The following is an 11,555-nucleotide window of genomic DNA, read 5'->3' on the forward strand; positions in this document are numbered from 1 at the left end:
GTTCTGCCGGGCTCATGCGCCACCCTCCGGGATAACCGAACAGCCCGATAACTATATTCAGTACGCCATTAGCACTACGTGCTTAGAGGTTGCGATGCGTAAAGCCCTAGTTGTAGACGACCATCCTTTTATTCGTTCGACCGTAAAGATGATTCTGGCGCAGGAGAACTTTGAAGTCATGGCCGAAGCCTGCAACGGCGCCGACGCGGTGCAGTTGGCACGCGAGCACGAGCCGGACCTGATCGTGCTGGACATCGCCATGCCCAAACTCGACGGGCTCGAAACCTTGTCGCGCCTGGTGAGCCTGGACGCGCCGGTAAAAGTTTTAGTATTGACCTCTCAAGCGGCCGAATTTTATTCCATGCGCTGTATGAAGGCCGGTGCAACCGGTTATGTATCAAAAACAGACGATCTGGATGAACTTATCAGGGCAATCAGAATGATCATGTCGGGCTATACCTGTTTCCCTAATTTGTCCGTCAATACCACACGGCGACAGGATCTGGAAAAAACCGAACTGGCATTAATTGGCAGCCTGACAGATCGGGAACTCACCATCCTGCAACAACTGTCCAGAGGGTTCAGCAACAAGCAAATCGGGGAAGAGCTGCTGCTCAGCAATAAAACCATCAGCACCTATAAAACCCGAATTATCGAAAAGCTGGAACTTCCATCGCTGGTTCAATTATCCGAATTTGCGAAGCGTAATGGGCTTGTATAATGAAAAGCTACAGCCGGATTTGCCGGGTATTACTACCGGCGCTGACCGTTGCACTGTTCAATAATGTCGCCATGGCAGAACCACAGACATTACAACTGCTCGGACGCTCGACACTGGAGAAACACCCTATAAAGTTAAAGCCGTCAGATAAACTCTGGCTGCAACATAAACGCACGCTGGTGCTGGGCACGTCCACACCGGACAATGCTCCGTTTGAAATTATTTCCAACGACAACGAGTTCGAAGGCATCACCGCAGACTTCATGACGTATTTATCCGAGGCACTCGGGCTTACGGTGACGGTAAAACGCTACGACTCCCGCGATGAGGTAATGGCCGCCTTGAAGGCAGGCGAACTGGATATGGTCGGCTTCGCGAACAACCTCGAAGCGCAGGCCCCCGAGCTTGTGCTGACGGCCCCCTATATGCGCGACCAACCCGTGATCGTCACCCGTACCGATGACACCGCACAGGCCACGCCCGAACTTGCCCACACACGCATTGCCATGTTCGACGGCTACATGTCGCAGCATCTGGTGCACGCCCTTTACCCGGATGCCACGGTGTTGCTGTACCCCTCGAACTTAAACGCGATTGGTGCGGTGGCGTTCGGGCAGGCCGACGCCTATTTGGGCGATTACATCAGTGCTAACTACCTGATCAACAAAAACTACCTGAACCACGTACAGCTGGCGGATTTTTCCAGCATGGCCGAAGGTGATTTCTCGTTCGCGCTGGCGCGCGACGACGCTCCCCTGCTGAGCATCATCAATACGGCCCTGCAGGCGCTTCCCCTGAGTGAGCGGATGGTCGCACTCAAACGCTGGAGTTCAGGCAATGAAACGATTCAAAGCCATCGCAAACTTCAATTCAGTCACCAGGAGCAAGCCTGGATCGACCAGCACCCACACGTGAGTGTCGCGGTGAATGATGACCTGGCGCCATTGTCGTTTTTTGATTCAACCGGCAATTTCCGCGGTATTACCGCCGACATTCTTGCCAGGATCAGCCTGCGCACCGGCCTGAGCTTTGACGTTCAGCACGGCAACTCAGAACATTTGCTGGACGAGGTAAAAGACGGAAAAATCGACCTGCTGGCGGCGTTCATCTCAAACCTTGACCGCGCCAAAGAACTGGCCTTCACCCGCGCCTACCTGACCACACCCTTCGTGCTGGTGGCTGGCGCCCAAGCTCAAAGCAACCTCTCGTTGGATGATCTGTCGGGTAAAACCGTCTCGGTGATCAAAAGCAGCAGCATGCGACGCTTTCTGGCAGAGCACTATCCAAGCCTGAAAGTCATCATTGAAGACACCTCGGTAGACGCCATGTCCGCGACTGCCAAGGGCGACACCGACGCCGCAATCGTACCGCTGATCAATGCCAGTTATTCACTGGAGCAACGTTTCCCCAACCAGCTGAAGATTGTTTCGACGGTGGGTACCGCACCTGCGCGGATCGCCTTTGGTACTGCTCTTGATACCCCGCAATTGCGCTCGATCATGAACAAGGCGCTGATGAGCATCTCCCCGGACGAGATGGATGAACTGAGTAACCGGTGGCGCCTGGAAGTCATGCCCGGCAACAGTTTCTGGGCACAACATGGCCAACTGATCATCAAGGGCCTGATGATATTTGCAGGTGCCCTGCTGCTGCTGTTCGCCTGGGTTTTCTACCTGCGCAAACTGGTAAGTCAGCGTAACTACGCGCAAACCGCACTCTACGATCAGATTGAATTCAAACACGCGCTGGTTTACGGCACCCCCCATCCTATCTATGTGAGGGACCACCGGGGACGCATGGTGCTGTGTAACGATGCGTACCTGCAGATCGTCGGCTTGAAACTGGCGGATGTCATCGGTAAAACCATCACTGAACTGCCTGGATTGAATCGTAACGATGCACAGAACTTTCATCAGGAATATATGAAAGTCCTGCGTGACGGCGAACCCGTCATGAAGGTACGCACCGTCTCGGCGCACAGTGGCGCCGACATCACCGTGTACCATTGGCTTATCCCTTACCGTGGCAGCGACGGACGCATCGCCGGAATCATTTCGGGATGGATCGACATCAGTGAACAGGAAGTTTTATTGAAGGACGCCCAGCAAGCACGATACGACGCTGAAGAAGCCAACCGTTCAAAAACCACGTTTTTTGCCAGCATGAGCCATGAGATTCGCACGCCGATGAATGCGGTAATCGGCATGTTGGAGCTGGCTATCAGAAAGTCGGACCATGGAATACTGGATCGAGTGGCCATAGATGTGGCCTACGATGCGGCGCAAAACCTGCTGGAGTTGATCAGCGATATTCTCGACGTGGCCAGGATCGAATTCCGGCAACTGGCACTCGCACCGGAACGCATCAACCTGCGCACGCAACTGGACTGCCTGTTGAGCCTGTTCCAGGGCCTGGCACAGCAGAAAAACCTGGCCCTGCTGCCGAAGATTGATGCGAACGCCGATGTTGATGTGCTGCTCGACACCCTGCGTTTCAAGCAAATAATGACCAATATCCTGGGCAACTCAATAAAGTTTACTGCACGGGGCGAAGTCACCCTGACGGTCGATGCCGAGCCAAACCAGGATCACACTCAACTGCAGGTACGCATCGTCATCACGGACACCGGCATCGGCATCTCCGAGCAGGACCGGCAACGCTTGTTTCAGCCCTTCGTACAGGGCAGCAACAACACCCACACTGCACGCGCGGGCTCAGGTCTTGGCCTGGTGATCAGCCGCGAACTGTGCGAAATGATGAAGGGTGAGCTCAACCTGTCCAGCACACTCGGAGAGGGAACGCAGGTGGAAATCTCCCTGGAGCTGCCGATACTCGAGCCGCTGACGGAAACCGAGATCCACTCCATCGACCTGGCACCACAGCCCAAAGTGCTGAACATACTGATTGTTGATGACTACCCCGCCAACCGCCAATTGCTGACACAACAATTACGCTACCTGGGCCACTACACCGAAGAAGCCCCTGATGGGTCCAAAGGGTTGCGCACGTGGCGTAACGGCAACTTCGACGTAATCATCACCGACTGCAACATGCCCATCACCGATGGCTATGACATGACCCGGGCCATCCGCAGCGAAGAGTTTGAGCGCGGCGACAAGCCTTGCCTGATCATTGGTTTCACTGCGACCGTCCACGAAGGCGAGAAGCAACGTTGCCTGAATGCCGGCATGGACGACTGCATGGCCAAACCCATCGGGCTGCAGGAGTTGAGCAACCGACTGGCCCTGTACGGTGGCGGTGACGTGGTTGTGTCGGGTGAACCGCAACCGCCTGCCATTGGCGACAGAGTCGACCTGCACCGGCTCAAACAGCTCACACAAGGCAACAACGCATCCCTTAAGCTGCTGCTCAAGGACTTGTTGTCCAGCACCGAGGATGACCTTGCGCAGCTGCAACAGCAACTAGCCGCGCCGAACCTGTTGGCGCTCCAGCAGCTTGCCCATCGCGTCAAGGGCGGGGCTCGAATCGTCAAAGCGCAGCGGTTGATCAATAGTTGCGAGGCGCTGGAAGGAGCCTGCGATGAGAGCGGCGATGCTCAAGCGCAGGGTGTCGAGTCAAGCATCGATAACTTGCTTCAGGAGATGATCGCGCTCTCGGTCCTGTTGACGGAAGAGATCGAGCATAAGCTGGCCTGAATGCCCCTGTAAGGAAACGCTCCCTGCTTCAGATACACGCAGGGAGCGTCTTTCGTTCATGCAGTTTAACGCGGCCTGGGTCAACATACTTCGCTCTCATCGCAGTGTACTTGACAGTGTTATGTGTCATGCACAGTACCAACGTACAAGCCAGCACCACCGCAACAATCGGCAGTAACACGCCTGCACGGGTAAACGCGCCGCCGGGCGCAACCAGCACAGTTCCCATCAGCAAACCAAACGCCGCAGCCCCCAGGTACACCGAGTAATCGGTACCCTTATCAAGCAGGACGACAATAAGCATGAGCAGCACCAGCAAGGCGCTTGCCTGGAGCAGACGCAAGGTCAATACGTTATTGAACAAGCGCCGTGCAGCCCCCGATAGGTCAGCCCAATACACAACGGCCGCCAGCCCGGCTGCCAGACTGGTGATCGCCCCCACCGCGCCTGTACGTTGAAACGAAACGGGCACAGCGGCTCCATCGGTATACAGACGAAAAACACTCAGGTCGTCAGACCAATAGTCGACCGCCAAACCTGAAAAGGCCCCCCCACAGACGTACAGAACCAGCCATTGCCATCGACGCACGCAGCGCTCCAGCGCCGCGCCAATGATCGACAGTGCCGTCACGCTGGCTACCAGACTTTGCAGTGACGCATGGATAAACAGACTGCTGAATAACCGCCAATATTCCCCCGCAAAGGTCAGAGGAGCAGTGTTTGAACCGAGCCAACGCAGCTCGCTTTCGGAGAAGGCGCAATAATGGCCGAGAATATGAACTTGCCAGAGATAGGCGATGACCGTTGCGAGTACAAAAATCAGGGTCAGCCACGGTATAGATGATGTTGTGTGACGAGAAAAACCGGCGCCGGTAAAACGCATAAGAGTGACCTCCGACAAGTGTCAAAGCGTGCTTTAAAGTGCGTAAATGCAACCTGTCGACGGCCACCCACTACAAAGAAAATCAGTTTATGGACGCCGTGCCCTGCCGCTCACGGTCTCGACAATCGCCATGTAAACCGCCATGGACTCAACGTCCACAACCGGCGCAGCCGATACATTGATTGCGCCGCCAAACAGGATCGGCACAGGTCTGGGCGCCAAGCCCTGATCGTTATAAATCAACACTTGGATGGGTTTACTCTTGCTGCGTACGGTGTTTAGCAATTCTGCACCACGCCCCACCAACCACGCGGCGTTGATAAACAACACATCGATCGGCTGCCCCTCGTTATTAGTGATGCATAACACTTCATCAAGTGAGCGTATCGGCGCAACGCCGTAATACCCGAGCGCGTTCAGTATTCTTTCAAGTTTCAGCCCTCGCCTGCCGTCACTTTCTGCGATGACTATCCTCAACGCCTTATTGACCATTTGGGCGACACCTCAATGTGTTCACTAAGTCCAATTCAAATCGCCCTGCAAACTGGACTTCTTGTCACTTAGCCACTGCGCAAAATGAAAGGCACTCATGGGCCTGGCATAAAGAAACCCCTGACCTTGAGTACACCCCAATTCAACCAGTTGCAGCCTTTGTTCCTCCGTCTCTACACCTTCGATGACCACCGTCATACCGAGTGTTTTTCCGAGCGCGAGGGTGCTGTTGATAATGGCCTTGCTACGGTCGTCAATCAGGAAACGCTTGGTAAACTCACGGTCCACCTTGATTTCGGTGAACGGCAATTGACACAACCGGTGCATCGATGAAAAGCCCATGCCAAAATCGTCGATCGACAACCGGCACCCCATCATGCGCAGGTGGATCAGGCACTTGAGCGTGGTTCTGTTTATTTCCAGGGAGCCGCTTTCCGTCAGTTCAAAGGTCAACCCCGAACCCGAAGCCGCATAGGTGCCAAGCAGCTTTTTAATACCCATGCTCAGTGAGCCGTCCGAGAGTTGGCTGGCCATGACATTGAGGGCGTAATTCACACTGTGTCCGCGTATCTTCAAGTGGGACTGCAGCGCGAGGCTTTGCTTGACCTGAGTAAACAGCAATTCATTCAATAACCCACAGCGCTCAAGTACCTGCATAAAACTGGGCGGATAGAGCAAGCCTTTAGTCGGGTGCTGCCAGCGCGTCAATACTTCTACACCGCGAAACTCGCCGGTTCGCAAATCACATTTAGGTTGAAAGTAGGAAACAAACTCACCGCGTGCAAAGGCACTGCAGATCTCGTCGTCTCCCAAATCATTAACAGGCTCATTATCGGCCATGCTGACTCCAGGCATCGACAGGTGTTTTTTCAACAGCGCTTTCAAGTCGCCGTATTGAATAGGGTTGGCAATGCTGCCCAGTAAGTTCAGGCCCAGCACATTGACGAACTGGCGAATATTGAGCAGCAACTCGGCAGAAATAGAACTGCTGATAATGACCGACTTCGCCAAGCCCAATTCATCAACGCAAGACAAAAACTCCAGCCCGTCAATATCGTCCATGTATAAATTACACAGTGCGATATCAACCGAACCTATCTGCTTGAGCAACTCGATTGCCTGGGCGCCCTCGGCCGCTTGAAAAACATGCGCACACCCCATGTGCTGCAACATAGCCACTGCGATAGAGCGTTGGAATGTATGACTTTCGAGAACGAGTACACGGAGATTAAAGGTGAGCATCTAGTTCGAACCCAATATTACACCGGCACATCATGCATGCCGACACCAACAGAACTAGTAGGAAACAGCTCACCTAAAAGTAGGAATTTTCCCAGAGCACCTCAACACAGTGCGTGCTTTTACTGTCGGAAATTTCCCAATGATTTGACGGACGCGTCCTATTTTTTGACAACTCAAAACGAGCGATCTTTAAAGAACGGTCACAGATGCGGCCGAGCGGTCGATGAGTGCCTGCAAGCTATCGGCAGTCACGACACCTACCAATGCCTTCTTTAATGGAATTACCCTTATGATCCGTAACATTCTTGCCTTGAGCCTTTTGGCGGCCGCAGGCGGCGCCCAAGTGGCCAACGCCACCGACGGCAGTGTGAACTTCAATGGTTCAGTGATCGCAGAGACGTGCCTGATTGCCGTCAACGGCATGGTGAGCCCCCTGCCTGGTGGCGTGACCCTGCCGACCGTCTCCACCGCGCGCCTGGCAACCGCCGCGCAAGTACAGGGCGCCACTGGCTTTCAGATTCGAGTAGCAGGATGCACAGGCCCCGCTAATACCGTGGCAACCTTTTTTGAGTCCAGCGCTACGGTCGACGCAGTCAGCGGCAACTTGAAGAACACCACGGGCACCGCCCAAAACGTGCAACTGCAACTGCTCGATGTGGTGACGGGTCTGCCGATCAAGGCGGGTGATACTGCGCAAAAGTCCAACAACACCCGCTCAACCCTGGTCCCGGGCAGCTCCGGCAACAGCAGTGCGGTCATGAACTACGGCGTGCAGTACTACGCCACCGGCGCGACCACCCCAGGCAGCGTGGTTGGCCAAGTGACTTACAACTTGGACTACCAATAAGTCCTGCGGCCTGGCGGCCCTGAAAAAACGATGACGAACAACACTTGTCACAGGCGTTGTTCGCCATCTGCCCTCGCAGCAACCCTTCCCCTGTTTTCAGTTCGTAGCGAATCCCCCGTGATGCTCACGTGCACGCTCAACGCTGCCGACACATCACACCGCGTAATAACCCGCCATATAATCGACGAACGCTCTGACCTTGGGTGCCAAATGCCGGGAATGAGGGTATAGCGCGTAGTAGTTTCGGTGCCCCAATGCGTAGTTGGGCAGGATGCCGACAAGCTGGCTGTGCGCAAGATCGTTACGCACGGTGGCCTGGGTGAAGCAAGCAATACCGGCACCCGCCAGGGTTGCCGCATGCAAGGCGCTGATGGTGTTGGTCTTGAATTGACCAGAAGGGGCAACGGTCACCGAAACGCCACGAGCCGGGGTCAACTGCCAGTCCGAGGTGGCCCCCACAAACGTCAGCAGGCGATGCTTGTCGAGTTCCTGGGCGGTACGCGGCAAACCGTGAGTTCGGATGTAGCCGGATGAGGCAACCAGCACCAGCGGCGACACAGCCAACGTGCGAGCAACCAGTGTGGTATCGGCCAGGGAACCGGCAATGCGGATAGCGACGTCGAAGCCTTCGGCAACCAGGTCGACGAAGTGATCATCGCAACACAGTTCCAGTTCGATATCGGGATAACGCTTCTGGAACCCTGGCAGCCAGTGTGGCAGATCCAGCGTGCCGACAACCAAAGGGACGCTGACACGCAAAAGGCCCTCCGGACGCTGATGTCCGAGGGCCATGGCTTGGGCTGCAGCCTCCACGCGGTCGAGAATGTCGACACAGGCCGCGTAATACTGCTCTCCTGATCCGGTCAGGCTGAAGCGCCGGGTGTTGCGGTTGATCAACTGAACGCCCAGTTCAATCTCCAGTTGCTGCAATTGCCGTGAAATCGTCGAGTGTGTGGTATCCAAACGCTCTGCCGCAGCAGAAAAACCCTTGGCTTCAACGATGCACCGGAAGGCGCGCATGGCAGATAACTGGTTCATGAAGCAGGCGTTCCAAGTCTGGGTATCAGTTAACCGGCAGCGCAATGATTTGCGAAGTGGTCAGGACCGAGCCGAAGGTGTCTTCGATTTCAGCCAGTGCCGAGTTATGCAGCTCATCCTTGCTGACGGACTTGCCATTGGCGCGAGTGATGGCACGGGTCGCGGTGGCGTCGGATGCTACCACAACGTCATAGCCCAACGGCACGGCATCACGTGCGGCGCCGGCAACACAGGCGTGGGTCATCAGGCCGGTGATGATCAGGGTTTTGACATTGTCTTTTTTCAGCTGGGCATCCAGGTCAGTACTGGCGAATACGCTGACGGTGGTTTTGCGTACGATTTTGTCCTGTGGGCGCGGCTGCATCAGCGGGTGAAAATCGACTGTCTTGCCATCAGTGGCGAATACGGCCGAACCCGGTGGGGCGATGTGCTGTACGTGAATGACCTGGATCTTTTCCTTGTCGGCAAACGCAATCAGGCGCTTAGTGTTTTCCAGGGCTTTCATGCCATCAGGAATCGGCATACGGCCGGTGAAGTATTCATTCTGGAAATCGATGACCACCAGCGCGGTAGTTTTAGGGTCCAGATGATCCGTCGACTTGGCACCGAACATGGCGCGAATGGTCGGATGCGCGTTCACTGGAGCATCGGCGGCGGCGGCAAACTGGCCCATGCCCATCATCAGGCCCAACGCCACGGCGGCGGACTTGAACAGGCTGGAAACGGAGCGGCTGGATTGAGCGGATTTGAACAGCGTGACGTTGGTCATATGAGCGTTCCTGATGTGCGTGATTGGGTTAACTGGTGCTCAGTCTAAGCAGACTGCGCAACTTCTAAAACGCACAAAAAAGCACAATATCTGTTTGAAATTTGCACAGATAAATCTTTTTATCTCACGCAAAAAAACGCCGCCGGCCCTTCAGGGCAGACGGCGTTTTAAGGCTGAACCACGATCAGACGGTGCGCAGACCGACAATGTGCGACGTGGTCATGACATCACCGAACGTGTCTTCGATTTCTGCCAGCGCCGAGGCGTGCAATTGGTCCTTGCTCACGGACTCACCGTTGATCCGGGTAATCGCGCGAGTGGCCGATGCATCCGATGCAACCACAATGCCATAGCCCAATGCAGCGCCATCGCGCGCAGCGCCCGCCACACAGGCATGGGTCATCAGGCCTGCAATGATCAATGTGTTGATTCCGGCCGCTTGCAGTTGGTCGTGCAAGTCGGTGCTGGCGAATACGCTGACACTGGTCTTGTGTACGATTTTGTCCTGAATACGCGGCTCGATCTGCGCGTGAAAATCGACCGTCTTGCCATCCAGGGCGAACACTGCCGAACCTGCCGGCGCAACATGCTGCACATGGTAGACAGGCAGCTTGGCCTGGTCGGCAAACGCAATCAGCTTGAGGCTGTTTTCCAGCGCTTGCAGGCCATCGGGGATTGGCATTGCACCGCTGAAATATTCATTTTGAAAATCGATGACCAACAGAGCCGAAGTCTTGGCATCCAGCTGTTCGATAGGTGCGGCACCGGACATTGCGCGAATGGTCGGGTGCGAATTGACGTGTACTGAGTTCATTACGAATCTTCCTGGTCAGCGGGTGAAGGGTTGATGAGGCTCAGTTTATTCAGCATCTTATGTCATAACCATGCACCAATCAGCACAATACCTGTGCACTATCAGCACAGACCCGTCGGTCGATCAGGGGTTGGATTTGATCGCAGCACCGCTGCCTGCCCGATCTTTGAGCAGTGCCATCAGTGCGGGGTCGAAGTACGCCACTTCCAGGCGATAGCTCCTGCCCAGCAGTTGTCCTGCGCCATACCAGACGATGCGGTTAAAACTCAGGTTCAACCCGTCGTAGCCGTACTCGAACAGATGACCGCTGCTGGCGGTGAATGCAAACCGGTTGTCCGAGTATTCCTTCAAGCTGTATTGAGTGTTCTGCCCATTGGCATACAACTCTTTGACGCGCTGCAAGTACGCCGGCGCAATGCTGCTGAAGAGGTTTTGCGCGCGTTGATTGTATTGCTCCAGGGTCAAGCCTGGCGTTTGCTCCAGTTGCGTGGCAATCAGCGCAAACAGATCGGCATCGGCTTTGGCGACGGCCAATTGCACACGCAGGTAGTTGTTGAGTTTCTGCGGGTCGATACTCATGGTTTGCGCATGCTTGCCTGCGGTTTGATCAGCCTTGGCGGGCACCATGAACTCACTGGTTTTCGGCAGGGTCATCACCGATGTGGCGATGTAGGCCGCGCAGGCGGTGGCGCGCCGAGCAGCATCCGGGTCCACCAGCAATGACAGCGGGTGGCCCTGGGGCGCAACGTTGCTCAGGTTGATGCCTTGTTGTTGCAGGGTTTGCGCGACTTGCGCCGCCGAGCTTTCGCCACGCGCCAACGCGCAGACCTGGCGCATCATTAGATCGTTACGTTGCCCGTCGATCATCGGCACCAGGCCTGCCACGGCGCCTTCAATAATCGGCAAGGCCGGCAGTGAAACCCCTTGCGGCGGCTTTTGTGCAGCGCTGTGCACAGCAGCATCACAGCCAGCCAGTAAGGCCAGCGGAAAAAGCCATCCGGTAGTTTTAAGCAATGACATGGTGTAGGCCTTGTTCTTAAAAAATTAAAGCCCGACGGCAAGCGCTAAGCCATGCCGTCGGGCGATTTCAGGT

10 protein-coding genes are annotated in these 11,555 nt (G+C 55.4%); 3 read left to right on the forward strand and 7 right to left on the reverse strand.

All coding sequences use genetic code 11. The annotated features are described in order from the left end of the window. Positions 1 to 94: 94 nt before the first annotated feature. Both ACTD9P_RS02640 and ACTD9P_RS02645 read left to right on the forward strand, forming a co-directional pair. A complete protein-coding gene (locus ACTD9P_RS02640; RefSeq protein ID WP_438866571.1) occupies positions 95 to 721 on the forward strand; it encodes a response regulator in 627 nt (208 codons plus the stop codon). Continuing rightward, positions 721 to 4,377 (forward strand): transporter substrate-binding domain-containing protein, encoded by a 3,657-nt coding sequence (locus ACTD9P_RS02645; RefSeq protein ID WP_438866572.1) that lies wholly within the window; start codon positions 721 to 723, stop codon positions 4,375 to 4,377. The genes ACTD9P_RS02640 and ACTD9P_RS02645 overlap by 1 nt, the downstream gene beginning before the upstream one ends. Positions 4,378 to 4,405: 28 nt before the next feature. On the opposite strand, the gene ACTD9P_RS02650 is transcribed toward ACTD9P_RS02645, so the two are convergent. The 3 genes from ACTD9P_RS02650 to ACTD9P_RS02660 form a co-directional block, all read right to left on the reverse strand. Then, positions 4,406 to 5,260 (reverse strand): rhomboid family intramembrane serine protease, encoded by an 855-nt coding sequence (locus tag ACTD9P_RS02650; protein WP_438866573.1) that lies wholly within the window; start codon positions 5,258 to 5,260, stop codon positions 4,406 to 4,408. Positions 5,261 to 5,347: 87 nt separating this feature from the next. Continuing rightward, positions 5,348 to 5,752 carry a hypothetical protein gene (locus tag ACTD9P_RS02655; protein ID WP_438866574.1) on the reverse strand — a complete coding sequence of 135 codons (405 nt, stop codon included), beginning with the start codon at positions 5,750 to 5,752 and terminating at the stop codon, positions 5,348 to 5,350. A 24-nt stretch (positions 5,753 to 5,776) separates the two neighbouring features. After that, the gene (locus tag ACTD9P_RS02660) at positions 5,777 to 6,994 is read right to left on the reverse strand and encodes an EAL domain-containing response regulator (RefSeq protein WP_438866575.1); all 1,218 of its coding nucleotides are present in this window, start codon (positions 6,992 to 6,994) and stop codon (positions 5,777 to 5,779) included. Positions 6,995 to 7,283: 289 nt separating this feature from the next. On the opposite strand from ACTD9P_RS02660, the gene ACTD9P_RS02665 reads away from it, so the two are divergent. Further along, positions 7,284 to 7,841 (forward strand): fimbrial protein, encoded by a 558-nt coding sequence (locus tag ACTD9P_RS02665; RefSeq protein ID WP_438866576.1) that lies wholly within the window; start codon positions 7,284 to 7,286, stop codon positions 7,839 to 7,841. Between the two features lie 153 nt (positions 7,842 to 7,994). Here ACTD9P_RS02665 and ACTD9P_RS02670 read toward each other — a convergent pair whose 3' ends face one another. The 4 genes from ACTD9P_RS02670 to ACTD9P_RS02685 form a co-directional block, all read right to left on the reverse strand. Then, positions 7,995 to 8,879 (reverse strand): LysR family transcriptional regulator, encoded by an 885-nt coding sequence (locus ACTD9P_RS02670; protein ID WP_438866577.1) that lies wholly within the window; start codon positions 8,877 to 8,879, stop codon positions 7,995 to 7,997. Between the two features lie 25 nt (positions 8,880 to 8,904). After that, positions 8,905 to 9,648 (reverse strand): cysteine hydrolase family protein, encoded by a 744-nt coding sequence (locus ACTD9P_RS02675; RefSeq protein WP_438866578.1) that lies wholly within the window; start codon positions 9,646 to 9,648, stop codon positions 8,905 to 8,907. 184 nt (positions 9,649 to 9,832) lie between these two features. Beyond that, on the reverse strand, positions 9,833 to 10,462 hold the full coding sequence (locus ACTD9P_RS02680) for a cysteine hydrolase family protein (protein WP_438866579.1): 630 nt from the start codon (positions 10,460 to 10,462) through the stop codon (positions 9,833 to 9,835). A 123-nt stretch (positions 10,463 to 10,585) separates the two neighbouring features. Beyond that, positions 10,586 to 11,482, reverse strand: a complete 897-nt coding sequence (locus ACTD9P_RS02685; protein ID WP_438866580.1) for a hypothetical protein — start codon at positions 11,480 to 11,482, stop codon at positions 10,586 to 10,588. Positions 11,483 to 11,555 lie beyond the last annotated feature (73 nt).

The sequence above is a fragment of the Pseudomonas onubensis genome (assembly GCF_965653655.1).
GTDB lineage: Bacteria > Pseudomonadota > Gammaproteobacteria > Pseudomonadales > Pseudomonadaceae > Aquipseudomonas.

Excerpts from the sequence above, each read along its gene's own strand:
- ACTD9P_RS02685 (WP_438866580.1), bottom strand. The coding sequence starts at position 11,482 with ATGTCATTGCTTAAAACTACCGGATGGCTTTTTCCGCTGGCCTTACTG.
- ACTD9P_RS02670 (WP_438866577.1), bottom strand. The coding sequence starts at position 8,879 with ATGAACCAGTTATCTGCCATGCGCGCCTTCCGGTGCATCGTTGAAGCC.
- ACTD9P_RS02645 (WP_438866572.1), top strand. The coding sequence starts at position 721 with ATGAAAAGCTACAGCCGGATTTGCCGGGTATTACTACCGGCGCTGACC.
- ACTD9P_RS02675 (WP_438866578.1), bottom strand. The coding sequence starts at position 9,648 with ATGACCAACGTCACGCTGTTCAAATCCGCTCAATCCAGCCGCTCCGTT.
- ACTD9P_RS02660 (WP_438866575.1), bottom strand. The coding sequence starts at position 6,994 with ATGCTCACCTTTAATCTCCGTGTACTCGTTCTCGAAAGTCATACATTC.
- ACTD9P_RS02655 (WP_438866574.1), bottom strand. The coding sequence starts at position 5,752 with ATGGTCAATAAGGCGTTGAGGATAGTCATCGCAGAAAGTGACGGCAGG.
- ACTD9P_RS02680 (WP_438866579.1), bottom strand. The coding sequence starts at position 10,462 with ATGAACTCAGTACACGTCAATTCGCACCCGACCATTCGCGCAATGTCC.
- ACTD9P_RS02665 (WP_438866576.1), top strand. The coding sequence starts at position 7,284 with ATGATCCGTAACATTCTTGCCTTGAGCCTTTTGGCGGCCGCAGGCGGC.
- ACTD9P_RS02640 (WP_438866571.1), top strand. The coding sequence starts at position 95 with ATGCGTAAAGCCCTAGTTGTAGACGACCATCCTTTTATTCGTTCGACC.
- ACTD9P_RS02650 (WP_438866573.1), bottom strand. The coding sequence starts at position 5,260 with ATGCGTTTTACCGGCGCCGGTTTTTCTCGTCACACAACATCATCTATA.